15 protein-coding genes are annotated in these 14,527 nt (G+C 63.7%); 4 read left to right on the plus strand and 11 right to left on the minus strand.

Annotation, left to right across the window (positions count from 1 at the left end):
* Nucleotides 1–33 precede the first annotated feature (33 nt).
* On the minus strand, nucleotides 34–1,092 hold the full coding sequence (gene ompA, locus AB5Y95_RS02270) for a porin OmpA (RefSeq protein WP_005305437.1): 1,059 nt from the start codon (nucleotides 1,090–1,092) through the stop codon (nucleotides 34–36).
* 232 nt (nucleotides 1,093–1,324) lie between these two features.
* On the opposite strand from ompA, the gene AB5Y95_RS02275 reads away from it, so the two are divergent.
* Nucleotides 1,325–2,059 (plus strand): ABC transporter substrate-binding protein, encoded by a 735-nt coding sequence (locus AB5Y95_RS02275; protein ID WP_017782489.1) that lies wholly within the window; start codon nucleotides 1,325–1,327, stop codon nucleotides 2,057–2,059.
* Nucleotides 2,060–2,120: 61 nt separating this feature from the next.
* Here AB5Y95_RS02275 and AB5Y95_RS02280 read toward each other — a convergent pair whose 3' ends face one another.
* A complete protein-coding gene (locus AB5Y95_RS02280) occupies nucleotides 2,121–3,137 on the minus strand; it encodes an SGNH/GDSL hydrolase family protein (protein ID WP_368159434.1) in 1,017 nt (338 codons plus the stop codon).
* A gap of 237 nt (nucleotides 3,138–3,374) precedes the next feature.
* Here AB5Y95_RS02280 and AB5Y95_RS02285 point away from each other — a divergent pair, with 237 nt between their 5' ends.
* Nucleotides 3,375–3,755 carry a YgiW/YdeI family stress tolerance OB fold protein gene (locus AB5Y95_RS02285; protein WP_368159435.1) on the plus strand — a complete coding sequence of 127 codons (381 nt, stop codon included), beginning with the start codon at nucleotides 3,375–3,377 and terminating at the stop codon, nucleotides 3,753–3,755.
* Nucleotides 3,756–3,823: 68 nt separating this feature from the next.
* Here the strand turns inward: AB5Y95_RS02285 and mltC are convergent, their stop codons facing one another.
* From mltC to exeA, 5 genes are all read right to left on the minus strand, one after another.
* On the minus strand, nucleotides 3,824–4,924 hold the full coding sequence (gene mltC / locus AB5Y95_RS02290; protein ID WP_005305423.1) for a membrane-bound lytic murein transglycosylase MltC: 1,101 nt from the start codon (nucleotides 4,922–4,924) through the stop codon (nucleotides 3,824–3,826).
* A 93-nt stretch (nucleotides 4,925–5,017) separates the two neighbouring features.
* Entirely contained in the window at nucleotides 5,018–5,290 is a 273-nt protein-coding gene (locus AB5Y95_RS02295; RefSeq protein WP_005305420.1) for an oxidative damage protection protein, read from the minus strand.
* A gap of 8 nt (nucleotides 5,291–5,298) precedes the next feature.
* Nucleotides 5,299–6,360: an A/G-specific adenine glycosylase gene (gene mutY / locus AB5Y95_RS02300; protein WP_117405523.1), complete on the minus strand. Its 1,062-nt coding sequence runs from the start codon at nucleotides 6,358–6,360 to the stop codon at nucleotides 5,299–5,301.
* Between the two features lie 183 nt (nucleotides 6,361–6,543).
* Nucleotides 6,544–7,227 (minus strand): GspB family T2SS assembly factor variant ExeB, encoded by a 684-nt coding sequence (gene exeB, locus AB5Y95_RS02305; RefSeq protein ID WP_024943152.1) that lies wholly within the window; start codon nucleotides 7,225–7,227, stop codon nucleotides 6,544–6,546.
* On the minus strand, nucleotides 7,227–8,870 hold the full coding sequence (gene exeA / locus AB5Y95_RS02310) for a type II secretion system protein ExeA (protein ID WP_206220841.1): 1,644 nt from the start codon (nucleotides 8,868–8,870) through the stop codon (nucleotides 7,227–7,229). The genes exeB and exeA overlap by 1 nt, the downstream gene beginning before the upstream one ends.
* Nucleotides 8,871–9,141: 271 nt before the next feature.
* Between exeA and AB5Y95_RS02315 the strand changes: the two genes are divergently transcribed.
* Nucleotides 9,142–10,380 (plus strand): multifunctional CCA addition/repair protein, encoded by a 1,239-nt coding sequence (locus AB5Y95_RS02315; RefSeq protein ID WP_368159436.1) that lies wholly within the window; start codon nucleotides 9,142–9,144, stop codon nucleotides 10,378–10,380.
* A gap of 87 nt (nucleotides 10,381–10,467) precedes the next feature.
* Here AB5Y95_RS02315 and AB5Y95_RS02320 read toward each other — a convergent pair whose 3' ends face one another.
* The 4 genes from AB5Y95_RS02320 to AB5Y95_RS02335 all read right to left on the minus strand — a co-directional run bounded on the left by AB5Y95_RS02320 (nucleotide 10,468) and on the right by AB5Y95_RS02335 (nucleotide 13,518).
* The gene (locus tag AB5Y95_RS02320) at nucleotides 10,468–11,346 is read right to left on the minus strand and encodes a hypothetical protein (RefSeq protein ID WP_368159460.1); all 879 of its coding nucleotides are present in this window, start codon (nucleotides 11,344–11,346) and stop codon (nucleotides 10,468–10,470) included.
* A 73-nt stretch (nucleotides 11,347–11,419) separates the two neighbouring features.
* Nucleotides 11,420–12,316 carry a hypothetical protein gene (locus AB5Y95_RS02325; RefSeq protein WP_019839013.1) on the minus strand — a complete coding sequence of 299 codons (897 nt, stop codon included), beginning with the start codon at nucleotides 12,314–12,316 and terminating at the stop codon, nucleotides 11,420–11,422.
* Between the two features lie 118 nt (nucleotides 12,317–12,434).
* Nucleotides 12,435–13,124 (minus strand): LrgB family protein, encoded by a 690-nt coding sequence (locus AB5Y95_RS02330; protein WP_019839012.1) that lies wholly within the window; start codon nucleotides 13,122–13,124, stop codon nucleotides 12,435–12,437.
* Nucleotides 13,117–13,518 carry a CidA/LrgA family protein gene (locus AB5Y95_RS02335; protein WP_005305385.1) on the minus strand — a complete coding sequence of 134 codons (402 nt, stop codon included), beginning with the start codon at nucleotides 13,516–13,518 and terminating at the stop codon, nucleotides 13,117–13,119. The genes AB5Y95_RS02330 and AB5Y95_RS02335 overlap by 8 nt, the downstream gene beginning before the upstream one ends.
* A 127-nt stretch (nucleotides 13,519–13,645) precedes the next feature.
* On the opposite strand from AB5Y95_RS02335, the gene AB5Y95_RS02340 reads away from it, so the two are divergent.
* Nucleotides 13,646–14,521, plus strand: coding sequence for a LysR family transcriptional regulator (locus tag AB5Y95_RS02340; protein ID WP_215270447.1), 876 nt, complete (start codon nucleotides 13,646–13,648; stop codon nucleotides 14,519–14,521).
* Nucleotides 14,522–14,527 lie beyond the last annotated feature (6 nt).

Raw genomic sequence — 14,527 nt, forward strand, 5'->3', positions numbered from 1 at the left:
TTTTCATTCGTGGCCGTCAGCCACGCTTGAGGATCACTGCTGAACTTCCGAGATCCCTTCGACCTTGACCTCGACCCGGCGATCCGGGGCCAGGCAGACGATCAGCTCGCGCTTGGACTTGCTGGTGCAGCTGTCGCCGGTGACCGGATTGCCCTTGCCGCGCCCTTCCACGTTGACCTTGTCTGCCGGCAGACCCTTGCCGACCAGGTAGTCGGCGACGGTCCGGGCACGTTGCTCGGAGAGCTTCTGGTTGTAGGCATCGGAACCGATACGGTCGGTGTAGCCGATCACGGTGGCGACACCATCCTTGGGTCTGGCCTGCTCGATCTGGCTGTAGAGGTTATCCAGCGCCTGACCACCGGCCGGCTTGAGGGTCGCCTTGTTGAAGTCGAACAGCACGTCCGAGCTCAGGGTGAACTGCTTGTCGACCATCACGGGTTCGGGGGCCGGAGCCGGCATCGGCGCCGCCACCACGGGGGCGACCTGGCCGAAGCGATAGACCACGGCGACCGCCAGCAGGCCGTTGTCGAGTTCGGCCCCGGTCTTGTCGAGCGAGTTGTCGCCGAGCGGGGTGGTGTATTGGTACTCGAGGCGGGCGGCCCAGTCACGGTTGAAGGCGTATTCCGCCCCCAACGCCCCGACAAAGGCGGCGCCGTTGTCATTGTCGAACTGCTTGCTGTCGGTCCAGGCGTAAGCGCCACCGAGGCGGGTATAGAGATCCAGGCTGTCACTGACCGGCATGCCGATCTTCATGGTGAGCTGGGCCAGCTGGGCTTTTATCTCGTCTCGGCCGATGTCGGTGGGGATCAGCTTGTCGGTCGCCGTGTATTTGTACTTGCCGAGCCAGTCGTAACCCAGTTCGAAGCCCAGGTTCTGGTTGACCTGATAGCCGAGGAAGGCGCCGGCGCCGACATCGTTCTTGTCCTCTTCGCTGATGGCGTAGTTGTCCTTGATATCCTGGTTGTGATCGACGCCATAGAAGTTGGACCAACCCAGCTTGGCACCGCCATACCAGGTGTTGTCCTGTCCGGCTGCTTGGGCGTTGGCCGCAAGCAAGCCTGAAACCAGCAAGGTAATCAGTGTTTTATTCATGTTGAGCCTCTGCAATTTCATATTGTTGAGGGGAGGTTTAAGGGGTCGCCTCTCCTTATGGGTCGGGCTTATAGCACAGCCACAACAGAGTAAGGGTAGTCGCTTTCCCTGGGTTCTCAAGCAACTGATATAAAACATAATGTGATTTTCATCGCCGCAATTTGCCGCCGTGATTTGCGCTCTGCCGAGGGGGCGCAATAGTTAAGCGAGGCGAGTCTGCAGCGAGGTGAGCATGAACATCAGGTGGATATGGCTGTGCTGGGCGTTATGGCTGGTGCCGGGCTGGGCAGCCGAAACCCTGCAGGTGGTGACCGAAGACTATGCCCCCTACAACTATCTGGAAGAGGCCGAGGTCAAGGGGCTGGGCACCGAGGTGGTGGAGGCCATGCTGGAAGAGGCCGGCTTCGAATACAGCCTGGACATCTACCCCTGGGCGCGGGCCATCTCGCTGGCGCGCAGCCGTCCCAACGTGCTCATCTACAGCATCAGCCGCTTCCCAGAGCGGGAGGCGCAGTTCCAGTGGATCGGGGTGATAGCGCGTATCGACTTCCATGTGTTCGCCCTGGCCAAGCGCGACGATATCAAGCCCTTTAGCCAGCTGTCGCAGGCGCGGGCCTGGTCCATCGGCACGGTGCGCAACGACGCGCTGGAGCAGTACCTCATCAGCCGCAATTTTTCCAACCTGCAGCGCAACAACAACCATGAAGCCAATCTGCTCAAACTGTTGATGGGGCGCATCGATCTCTGGCCGGTGTCGCAGGAGACGGCCTACTACTATGCGCGCCAGGCGGGCTATGGGCCGTCCACCCTCAAGATAGTGCACGACATCGAGGATTTTACCGGGGGGGATCTCTACGTGGCGGCGAGTCTGAAAACCTCGCCCGAGGTGGTCAAGCGGCTGCAGGAGGCGCTGGCCACCATCAAGCAGAACGGCATCTACGACGGCATAGTGAAGCGCTACCGCTGAGCCGTGCTGGCCTGTGAGGGTTGCGCAACAAAAAGGGCCGACTGTCGTCGGCCCTTTGTCATCAGTGAGCGAGGAACTCGTACTGAGCCTCGATGAAGGCACCGGCCCGCTCGCTCAGGGCGGCGTGCACGACGGTGGTGGGGTGAACCTGATCCCAGAACATCTTGCCTTCGCAGTCGAGGGTGCTGGCGCTGCGCCGCACCATGGGGCTGGCCACGGCCTGGGCCAGCAGCGGGTTGCCGGCGATGGCGAGGCGTTCCTGCGGGTTGAAGGCGGAGAGGCTGCTGTCGCTGGCGACACTAGTGGCACTGCGGGAGGCAAACGGCTTCCACACATAGCCACCGCCGTAGCAGGCGTTCTCGGTGTCGCTCAGGCCGAAGTTCTGCGGCTCGCGCAGCATCTCGGCGAACTGCTTGTCGATCTCGAACAGCTTGACGATGCCGGTGGGGGCCAGCTGGCGTGCCAGGTTCAGCAGCAGCTGGTTGTGGTAAGCGGAGACATGGCTGGCCGCCTCGACCACCTTCTGGCTGCGGGCCGAGGGGTTCTGACCCAGATCCGGCAGGTTGAACAGCAGAATCTGCTTGGCGCCATTCAATACCATGCGGTTGGCCGCATCGCTGATGGCGTCGCGCACCCGCTTGGCATCCTGCTCGGTGTTCCAGCCATAGGCCAGGTAGTCGTTGGCGCCGACCCAGAGGATCACCAGATCATCGGGCTTGAAGCTGTCCTTTTGCAGGAACTGGGTCACCTCGTAATCCAGGTTGTTGATGACCTGATACTTGGGATTCCAGGAGATCTTGTTGTAGGCCACCGCGGTGGCGCCCCCTTCCGCCTCGTTGGCGATGGTCAGCCCCGGGAACTGCTGGGCCAGCTGTTCCAGCCAGACCGGCCCGTTGGAGAAGCGGCCCTGATAGTAGGGAGGGCTGGAGGGGAGATAACCGCGCATCTTGCTGTACATCTTGCCGGTGTCGGAGAGGCTGTCGCCAAACATCACGATCCGGGAGAAGGCGGGGCGACTGTCGGCTGCCTGAACTGTCAGCGCGAAGAGTCCCAATAAACACACAAACCATTTCTTCATCTTGTTGTTCTCATTGATTGGAAGCAGGTGGTGCCTGCAGGCTGTTCCTCGATAGGCAAAGGTGCTGGGAAGCTGTTTTGCCATCTTGCAGGGTATAAGGCCGAATTTTATTTCGCAGCAGTGCGGGCTGATTAAATCGATTACGGTCACATCCCCTTCACCCAGATGGGGAGGCTTCACGTTTGTTTCACGCCCCGGCAGGCAGACTGCACCCGTACCCAATGACAGGAGCATGAAATGAACAAGGCAAGCGTAATCGGTCTGTTGACCCTGATGTCCATCTCTTCTTTCGCCATGGCGGCCTATACCGGCCCGCAGGAGCAGAACAAGGTGTCCGTCGCACAGTTGAAGGATCTGGCCGATGACAGCTGGGCCACCTTGGAAGGGAAGCTGGTCAAGCACCTGGGCGGCGAGAACTATCTGTTCCGCGACGCCAGTGGCGAGGTGGAAGTGGAAGTGGCTCAGGACGTGTGGCGTGGCACCGAAGTGGGCCCGGACGATCTGATCCTCATCCGTGGCGAGGTGGACCACAGCTGGAACAAGACCGAAGTGGAGGTGGAGAAGCTGGAGAAGGTGGGCGCCGCCCCGCAGAGCAAGGGCGGTTTCATCGCCAAATAAGGGCTGACTCCGCACGCCAGACGTAACAAGGGCGCCTCCATGGAGGCGCCCTTTTGCTGTTGGTCTGCTTAGCCGGTGCGGGCCAGCGTGCGCTTGAAGCCCTTCTCGGCCTGATTGACCTTGTAGAGATAGCGGCGGGCTTCCGCCTTGGGGTGCTGCTCGGTCAGGATCTGGTAGACCGCCTCGGGCGAGAGCTGGTTGATCATGCCGGGCGCCGCCTTGCGGTCGCTGGAGAAGGTGTTGAGCACCCCGCCGGCGCCGCCGTTGTAGGCCGAGATGACGGCGTAGCGACGCGAGCGCGGATCCTGGATATCCACCAGATAGACGGTCTGCAGCAGGTGCAGGTAGGCGGTGCCCACGTCTATGTTGTAGGCCGGGTTGAACAGGTCCTCCCGGGTCGGCTGGCCGCTCTTGCCCTTGACCCGCACGTAGACGTCCCGCCCGGCGGTGGCCGGGATCACCTGCATCAGGCCGTAGGCGTTGGCATGGCTGACCGCATAGGGGTTGAAGCTGCTCTCGGTCTTGATCACCGCGTAGATCAGGCTCTCCGCCACCCCGTACTTGCGGGAGGCTTCCCGGATCAGGCTGGCGTACTTGTAGCCCCGTCGGTCCTCGTGGTTGGCCACCATGGGGATGTCGACGAAGAAGATGGTACGGATGCCGAGGGTGCGCTTCTTCATCGCCGTGTTGAGCAGGTAGTCGGCATAGCGCTCGGCACGCCAGTCGAAGCGGATCGGCTGGCCCTGGTTGTCCAGCACCTGACCGTAGAGGAAGGGCTCGCCGCCGGGCAGGATCTCTGCGTCGGAGTAAAGATCCACTTCCGCCGGATCGTCCGGAGTGAGCAGGGTCTCGATGATGGCGCGGCGCAGGTGGGAGCGCGGGTCGATGCCGGAGACGGTCTCGACCATGATGTGGCCGCTGGAGAAGTCGATGTGGGCCCGGCTCTTGTATTGATCCGTGTATTTGACGTAGTCAAACTTGCCCGCAAACAGCGCCTCACGCCCCCAAATCTCGTTCACGTTGTGGGAGAGCGCGCTGATCATGTGTTCAAAGCCGCGGATGTCCTTGCCGTTGACGAGATCGTCATCCTCGTTGCCATTGGGCTTGGGGGAGGATGAGCAGGCAGAGAGAAACAGCAGGGTGCACAGCAGCCAGAAAATTCGGCCCATAGAGTCCTCAAACTGGGCGGCGGGCCGCCCGTCACTTCCGTCGTTGCCGTGAGTCGACGGGGCCGACCTGCGCAGGCCGGCCCCGTTCACGGGTTATTTGCTGGGCGGGGTATAACCGTCGATGGCCACTTCACCCGCTTCGAACAGGTAGTTCACCATCTCTTTCTCCAGCAGCTGGCGATGCTCGAGGTTCATCATGTTCAACTTCTTCTCGTTGATCAGCATCACCTGCTTCTTCTGCCACTCAGTCCAGGCTTCCTTGCTGATGTTGTCAAAAATGCGCTTGCCGAGTTCACCGGGGTAGAGCTGGAAATCGAGACCCGGGCCCTCTTTTTTCAGGCGCTGGCAAAATACGGTACGGCTCATGTTGACCTCTATGGTTGTAAGTCCGGATAGGCGAGCAGACGGGCCGTGGCGGCCGCCAGACCCACCTCTGCAGGATGGCGTAAGTTATACCAGAGTCGGTTATCCGCTTCCATGAGCAGGGGGGCCGGCGGCGCGTCGGTTTCGATCAGCATGGGCCGGATATCGAGGTGAAAGTGGCTGAAAGTATGGCGAAAACCGGCCAGTTCGCGGGGTTCGCTGCCGGTCAGGCCGAGCCGCTGCAACAGCCCAGCCACCTCGGCGTCCGACTCCACCTGGGGGAAGCAGTAGAGCCCGCCCCAGATCCCCTGCGGCGGCCGCTTCTCCAGCAGCAGCTGATCGCCGTGGCGGATGAGCAGCATGATGCCGGTACGGGCCGGGATGCTCTTCTTGGGCTTGCTGTTGGGGTAGGCGGTGGGGTTGCCCTGCGACAGCCCCTGGCAATCCTCCCGCACCGGGCAACGGTCGCAAGCGGGCTTGCTGCGGGTGCAGACGGTGGCGCCCATGTCCATCATGGCCTGGTTGTAGTGGGCCACCCCGAGCTTGGGGGTGAGGCGGATGGCCAGCTCCCACAGATCGTTCTCCACCTGTTTCTGACCGGGCCAGCCGGGCAGGGCCAGCCAGCGGGTGAGTACCCGCTTCACGTTGCCATCCAGGATGGCGTGGGGCTGGCCAAGGGAGAGGGAGAGCACGGCACCCGCGGTGGAGCGGCCGATCCCCGGCAGCGCCATCACCTCCTCCAGCCGCTCCGGGAATAGGCCGCCATGGAGGTCGCGGATCTGCTGGGCCGCCTTGTGCAGGTTGCGGGCGCGGGCGTAATAGCCGAGCCCGGTCCAGTGGTGCAGCACCTCGTCGATGGGGGCATCGGCCAGTGCCAGCACGTCGGGAAAGCGGGCCATGAAGCGCTGATAGTAGGGAATGACCGTAGCGACCTGGGTCTGCTGCAGCATGATTTCCGAGACCCAGACCCGGTAGGGGGTCTTTTCCTGTTGCCAGGGCAGGGTCTTGCGACCGTGGAGCTGATACCAGTCCAGGATCCTGGTGGCGAAGGTCGCGTTATCTGAGTTGTTCACATTATGCTCATATTATTGATTTAAAACTAAATTGACTAACGTGTAGCGGTCTTGGCGCTGATACCAGTGCAACGTCCGGTTGGCGAAGGTGGTGTTGCTCGGACTGCTCACTTTGTTCTCATGTCATTGATTAAAAAGGGGAGCTCTCAGGCTCCCTCTTGAAATGGCGGTGGTATGCGCGGTTTAGCCGCGCCAGTCCTGCAGCGCCTTGAGGCTGGCATTTTGCCCACCCACCTGCAGGATGATGTAATCCTGGGCGATGGCGAGCAGGGTGACGCCGGGGGCAACCTCGCTCCCTTCCCGGTAGGTGCGCCCGTTCAACCTCACGGCCCGGTTGGCCGGGTTGGAGGAGAAGACGTGGGCGCCGTAGGCCAGCGGCGGCACCTGCTGGCGGAGCGCCTGCGGCAGAGCGCTGAGCGGCGTGGCCTGCAGCTCGGCCGGTACCTGCGGCGGCGCGCCCTGATCCCGCAGCGGAGTGTTGTTGAGGGCGTTGAGGATGCGCTCGGCCAGCCCCTGGCTGCTGTCGGCGGGCGCCGGTGCAGGCTGGGCATCGGCCTTGGGGGTGACCACGGGCTCGGGCGGCGGCGGTGGCAGCGGCCGGGTGATCATCGGTTTGGGCTCGACCCGCACGAAGGGCGGGGTCACCACCTCCTTCACCTCCACCGTCTTCTCGATGGGGCGGTTGTTGAGCAGGTGCCAGCCATAGTTGGCGGCGGCCCCCATCACCAGCGCCAGCGGGGCCAGCAGCCACCAGATCCAGCGCCTGGGTTGTTCCTCATCCTGGCTGACCGGCAGCCCCATCGCCGGAATGTGCGGGGTGAACTGGGGCTGATCGGCCCGCCGCAGCGCCTTGAGCAGGGTGGACATCAGGAAGCCTCCTCCGACAGTGTGTTGATGGCATCATCCTCTGCCGGATCCAGCTTGGCCGGCTTGCTGGCCCGCTGGGCGTCATCCTCCAGCTTCGGCATGGGTTCACCGGCCATCACGTTGAGGCGCAGCAGGGTGTTGCTGCCGGCGATGCCGTCCGGAGTCAGTCCCTGCTCGCGCTGGAACTGCTGCAGCTTGGTCTTGAGCTCGGCATCGAAGCGACGGACCTTGCGATCCGGCTGTTGCAGGGCCCGGCTGAGGGCGTTGTCGAGCCACTGCACCTGAGTGGGGCCGGCGTTGTTGCCGATCAGGGTGACGCCGCCCTTGGGCATGCGCCACAGCAGGGTGTAGCTGCCACCCCAGTAATCGCTCAGCCACTGCCGGTCTACCTGCCAGCTCTGGTTGCCGATGAGCAGGTTGGCCTTGTCGGGGCCGAGGTTGACCAGGGTGGCGTAATAGGTGCCGCCGGTCTCGTCGGTCAGGCTGACGAGGGCGGGATACTGCAGCGTCTGCAGCTCCGCCAGGGAGGCTTCCCCCTCCTGGCAACGCAGGCCGGCGCGCGGCGCGTTGTCGCAGGTTGCCTCTTCCAGTTCGGTCTGGTAGCCCCATACCTTGTAGAGATTCTGCATGGCGCTGTCCGGCTCCAGCGCCTGATTGATGGCGCGGGTCAGCTGCTCCTGCTGCTCCGGGGTGTCGTCCACCTTGACCGGCACCTCCACCGTCACCACCGGGCGGGTCGGGAAGAAACCGAAGAACTGCCAGCCCCACCAGCCGGTGGCCACCAGCAAGGCGCCAACCAGCGCCACCATCAGGCCGGACTGCCAGGTGCCCTCGTCACGGATGCCGCTCACCTCGAAGGCTGCCAGGCTGATGTCGCCGTGCACTATCTTGTGGCTGCCGCGGGCGAAGGCGGCGATCAGGGCGCGGTCGCAGATGAGGTTGATGAGGCGCGGAATGCCGCCGGAGAGGCGGTGCAGGGTCTGGATCGCCTTGGGGGTAAAGATGGGCTGCACGCAGCCGGCCACCTGCAGACGAAAGCGGACATAGGCATCCACGTCCTGGCAGGAGAGCGGCAGCAGGTGGTAGCGGGCGGTGATGCGTTGGGCCAGCTGGCGCAGCAGGGGCTGGCGCAGCATCTGCTGCAGCTCGGGCTGGCCGATGAGCACCACCTGCAGCAGCTTCTTCTCATCGGTCTCCAGGTTGGTGAGCAGGCGCAGCTGTTCCAGCACGCCGGGCAGCAGGTGCTGGGCTTCGTCCACCAGCACCACGCTGCGCTTGCCTGCCGCCAGATTGGCCAGCAGGTGATCGCGGATAAGGTCGAACAGCTGCTTGAGGCCGGCATCCTGGCCATAGCCAAGCTGGAACTCGTCACAGATGGCCGCCAGCAGATCCCGTTCGGTCAGGGATGGATTGAGGATGTAGGCGATCTCGGTCTCGGCCGGCAACTGCTGCAACAGGCAGCGGGAGACGGTGGTCTTGCCGGTGCCCACTTCCCCGGTCAGCAGCACGAAGCCGCCCCCATCCTGCAACCCGTAGTTGAGGTGGGCGAGGGCTTCCCCGTGCCGTTCACTCATGTAGAGGTATTTGGGATTGGGCGAGATGGAGAACGGGTGCTCCGACAGACCGAAGAACTGTGTGTACATAAGGATCCATTCCGTTGTTATGGGCGGCAGGTTAAAGCCTCCCCCAAGGGATGTCAAAGACCCGGATGCCATAAGGGGGGCCAGCGCGCACCCTGATCTCCCGGTGGGGAAATCAGGGTTGCGGCCATGGCGGCTGGCGGTGGGAAAAAGGGCCTGTGAGTATCGACGGCGGCCCGCCAACCGGGCTCGCATGGCATCGATGTCGGGCCGGGAATAGTCTCCATCGGTCAAACCGGTATAATCGGGACAGGTTTATCAAGGGAGACAGAGCTTGCAGACTTATCTGGTTGGGGGCGCGGTGCGGGATCGCCTGCTGGGATTGCCGCAGGGGGACAGGGATCACCTGGTGGTCGGGGCGACCGTGGAACAGATGCTGGCGCTGGGTTTTACCCAGGTAGGCCGCGACTTTCCCGTGTTTCTGCACCCCAAGACCCAGCAGGAGTACGCGCTGGCCCGCACCGAGCGCAAGCAGGGGCAGGGTTACACCGGCTTCGTCTGCCACGCCTCGCCGGAGGTGACGCTGGAGCAGGATCTGCTGCGCCGGGATCTCACCGTCAACGCCATCGCCGAAGATGACGCGGGGCAACTGCACGATCCCTATGGCGGCATCGAGGATCTGAAACAACGGCTGCTGCGCCACGTCTCCCCCGCCTTTGCCGAAGATCCGCTGCGCATCCTGCGGGTGGCCCGCTTCGCCGCCCGCTTCCACGCCCAGGGTTTCGTGGTGGCTCCCGAGACGCTGGCGCTGATGCGCGAGATGACCGAGGCCGGTGAGCTGGCCCACCTGACCCCGGAGCGGGTCTGGAAGGAGCTGGAGAAGGTACTGTTGGGGCCGACCCCGCAGGTGTTCTTCGAGGTATTGCGTGAGTGCGGCGCCCTGGTCGCCCTGTTCCCCGAGCTGGACGCCCTGTTCGGGGTGCCTGCCCCCGCCAAGTGGCACCCGGAGATCGATACCGGCATCCACACCATGATGGTGCTGGCACAGGCTTGTCGGCTTTCGCCAGAGCTGGCGGTGCGCTTCGCGGCGCTGTGCCACGACTTTGGCAAGGGGCTGACCCCGCCGGAGTTCTGGCCGAGCCACCACGGTCACGGCCAGAAGGGGCTGCCGCTCATCCGCGACTTCTGCGAGCGCTTCCGGGTACCGAACGAGTGTCGTGACCTGGCCCTGCTGGTGAGCGACCTGCACACCCATATCCACATCGCCTTCGAGCTCAAGCCCGCGACCCTGCTCAAGGTGTTCGACAAGGCTGACGCCTGGCGCCGGCCCGAGCGCTTCGCCCAGCTGCTGGACGCCTGCCGGGCCGACTTTCACGGCCGTACCGGCTTCGAGGAGCGGGTCTATGCCGAACCCGACTATGTGGCGCAGGCGCTGGCGGCCGCCCAGGCGGTGCCGGTGAAGGAGATAGTGGCGGCCGGCTTCAAGGGGGAGGCTATTCGCGAGCAGCTGGCCAAGCGCCGGCTCGATGCCATCAGCCGGGTGCGCGACGAGTGGACCTTCCTCGAGGATTGACGAGGCATGGAGACGAGGCATGGACAAAAAAGCCCGGGTCAGTGACCCGGGCTTTTTCATGGTCGCGCCGGCATGGCGGGTGGCCGCCTAGTCACCGGGGCCGAATCGCTCATGCACCGGGTCGTAGAAGTAGGCCTGGTAGTTGAAGTCGATCCCCTTGATGTAGGGATTCTCCAGCCGGAACAGCCGGCGGGTATTGAGGTGGGCGAAGCTGAGGGAGGGCTTGAATGCCTTCAGCCAGAGCGCCTGCAGGGAGCCGTCGCGCCAGGCGGCCTTGAGCCCCTGCTGCACCCGGTCGATGGCCTGCCGGTTGCCGTTGTGGGTGAAGAAGACCCGAGGCAGGGGATAGTAGAGGGCCAGGCTCTCATCCATCATCAGCCCTTCCACTTCTTTGTGGTTCAGCTTTTCCTGAGGCAACTCGTTGATACCACGGCAGAAAAGATCGAAACGACCGCGCGCCACCATCTTGAACAACTGCTCGTAGCCCTCCACCTCCAGCACCTTGAAGCCGGCCCGGCGCAGGATCTCTACATCGAGCCAGCCCTTGCCCTGGCCGATGTCGAAGCGCTTCAGCTCATCCAGGCTGGTGGCCTTGGCAACCTCATCCTTGCGGGTGGGGCTGACGAAGCAGATGCGGTAGCTGACGATGCCGATATGGATGGGAAAGCGTACGTAGTCGATGCCGCTCATGTCCCGATCGGCGCGATAGCTGTCCATGGCGAACAGGTTGGGGTAGTGGTTGAAGCGCAGGCTGACCCACATCCTGGCCAGGGTCATGGGAGGGGCGGCCTGCATCCGGTAGTCGCCATGGCTGGCACGGGTCTTCTCCAGCGCCAGGCGCAGGAGCTCGCGATCATAGGTGCTTCTGGGATCGTGCTCGCTCTCCGGGCTCATGTAGGTGAACAGGGTCGGGCCGGCCAGCACAGGCATGGCCGTCAGCAGGGCGAGCAGCGGGATCCAGTGCATCATGCGCTCCTGTGAAAAGCAGAGACTCTTCTGAGTGTAGTGACTCTCCCGGCCGTGAGCGGCAGAGGCGGGGTCAGGGTTTGCTGGTGGCGGGCTCGCCCGGTCCGAAGCGCTGGGTGAGGGGATCGTAAAGATAGGGGTGGTAATCGAAGTCGAGTCCTTGCAGCAGGGGGTTGTCCAGTCTGAACAGTTGCCGCTGGTCGAGCCTGGCAAACGCCAGCGCCGGTTGGTAGGTCTTGAGCCAGAGCGCCTGTAGTGAGCCATCCTGCCAGGCCAGCTGCAGGCCGGCCCGGATCCGGCGCAAGGCATGCTGGTTCTCCTTGTGGCTGTAGAAGAGGTGGACGAAGGGGTAGTAGAGCGCCAGATGCTGGTCGACCATCAGCGGTCCAAGATCCTTGTGGGTATCCAGCTCGCTCAGCAGCTCGTTGGCACCCCGGCAGAAGAGGTCAACCCGGCCGCGCACTACCAGTTTGAACAGCCGCTCGTAGCCTTCTACCTCTTGTACCTTGAAGCCGGCGGCGCGCAGTATGTCGGCGTCCTGCCAGCCGCGGCCCTGGCCATGGGTGAACTGCTGCAGATCGCTGAGGGTGCGCACTCGGGCCACGGCTTGCTGCTGCTTGGGGCTGACGAAGCAGATGCGATAGCCGAGAATGCCGAGATCCACCGGGAAGCGGACATAGTCGAGGTCGTGGCTCCCCTCCGGGCGCGGGAAACTGTCGATGGCCAGCAGGTTGGGGTAGAGGTTGTATTGCAGCACCTGACGCAGCCGGGTCCGGCTCATGGACGGGGCCGGGCGCAGTTCGTAGTCGCCGAAGCTGTCGCGGGTCTTCTCCAGGGCCAGCTGCAGCAGCTGCTGACCGTAGAGGGAACGCAAATCCCGGTCACTCTCCGGGCTGACATAGGTCACTATGTCCGCGGCCGGCAGCAGGGGGGAGAAGAGCAGACTACCGGCCAGCAGCCCCAGGATCATCGTTCTGTGGTTCATCATACCGCTCACAACTGTCACATTGAGTTGAGTGTAGCGGTTGATGGCGTCGGGACGGGCTCTCCGGCGCCGGAACCTGTGGCCTTGACCTGCCGCGCGATCGCTACCAGAACAGCTGACCCAGCAGAGGCGCCAGCAGCACGGTCACCATGCCGGCTATCATCATCACCATGCTGGAGACCACCCCCTCCTCGTTGCCCATCTGATAGGCCTTGGCGGTACCGGCGCCGTGGGCCGAGGCACCAAAGCCCGCCCCCTTGCCGAGCCGGCTGCGAATGGCCAGCAGGGTGAGCACGCTCTCCCCCACCGCCATGCCGATGACGCCGGTCAGCACCACGAACAGCGCGGTGAGATCGCTCTGACCGCCGATGGCGCGGGTCGCCTCCACCGCGAAGGGGGTGGTGATGGAGCGCATCGCCAGACTGCGCTGCAGCATGTCGGAGAGATCAAGCCAGCGGGCCAGCAGCACGGTACTGCCCACCGCCATGATGACGGAGGCGACCACCCCCACCGACAGCGACAGCCAGTGGCGGCGAATGAGCTGGCGGTTCTCGTAGACCGGCACCGCGAAGGCGACGGTGGCCGGCCCCAGCAGCCAGAGCAGCCAATGGGATTCCGCCATGTAGTCCTGATAGGGGATGTGGAACAGCATGACGACCGCCACCAGCAGGGTCGGCGCCAGCAGCAGCGGCATCAGCGGCAGGATGCGTTTCTTGCCGTAGAGCCATTTGCTGGCGTAGTAGAAGAGCAGGGTCAGGGCGAAGCAGAGCAGGCCAAGCAGGGTATCAGACATGGCGACGACTCCGGCGGGCCAGTTTCAACTCGAGGCGGTAGACCCTGTCCACCACCAGCGCCGTGGTGCCGAGCACCAGGGTAGTGCTCACCAGCAGCACCACCATGATGCGCCACCCCTCCTGCAACAGCAGCTCCTGATAGTTGACCACCGCCACCACGGCGGGGACGAAGAACAGCAGCATCTCCGCCAGTAGCCAGCGGGCGCCGGCTTCAAACCACTGGGCCTTGACCACCCCGAGCAGGATGCAGGCCAGCAGCAACAGCATGCCGGTGAGGTTGGCGGGCAGCGGCAGGTGGAGAGTGCGCACCGCGGTATCGGCCAGCAGCCAGATGGCCGCCAGCAACAGGATCTGGAAGGGGGTTTGTAACCAGCGGAGGGAGAGGGCTTTCATGATATGGGTCTTTCTGTGAACTTGCTCACAGTATAGAGATGGGTTAAACCTGCAAAAAATGAATTTAAATTATAAAAATCATGCCAAAGAGGCATGATTTGGTTTTGCCATCCGCCAGGAGATCGCCATGGACATCCGCGCCCTGCGTTACTTTGTCGAACTGGTGCGAGAACAGAGCTTCACCCGCGCCTCCGAGAAGCTGTTCGTCACCCAGCCCACCATCAGCAAGATGATCCGCAACATGGAGGAGGAGCTGGGCCAGCCCCTGCTGAGCCGCGCGGGGCGCCGCTTCACCCTGACCGACAGCGGCCGGGTGCTGTTCAACCGGGCCCAGACCATTCTGGCCGAAATGCAGCAGCTGGAGGCGGAACTCGCCGATCTGCAGAGCCTGCAATTTGGCCGGCTGGCCCTCGGCATTCCGCCCATGGTGGGTCACGTCTATGCAGATCTGATCCGCGCCTATCGCAGCCGCTACCCCAAGGTCGAGCTCTCCATCGTCGAGTATGGTGGTCGGCGCATCGAGCAGGCGGTGTTGGAAGGGGAGCTGGATCTCGCCATCACCATGCTGCCGACCAGGGAGGAGGGTGCTTTGAGCGTCCTGGAGCTGGACCAGTATCCCATTCAGGTGGTGCTGCCCGATCTGCCGCGTTGGCGGGAGTGCCGCGAGATCCGGCTGGAGGCGCTGCGGGACGAGCCCTTCCTGCTCTACACCCAGGCCTTCACCCTGAGCGAGCGGCTGGAACAGGCGTGCCGGGCGGCCGGTTTCGAGCCTCAGGTGGCGGCGCGCAGCAGCCAGTGGGACTTTCTCACCGCCATGGTGCGCAGCGGCATGGGGGTCGCCTTCCTGCCCGAGCCCATCTGCCGCCGGCTGACGCCGGACGGCCTGGTGCTGAGGCCGCTGGCGCCAGAGCTGAGCTGGCGGCTCGGGGTGATCTGGCCGAGCGAGCGCTATCTTTCCCGCACCGCCGAGGCCTGGCTGGCGCTCTGCCGCGAACAGGGCTGAACCGCA

It is taken from the genome of Aeromonas sp. R5-3 (assembly GCF_040908225.1).
GTDB classification, from domain to species: Bacteria; Pseudomonadota; Gammaproteobacteria; order Enterobacterales; family Aeromonadaceae; genus Aeromonas; species Aeromonas dhakensis.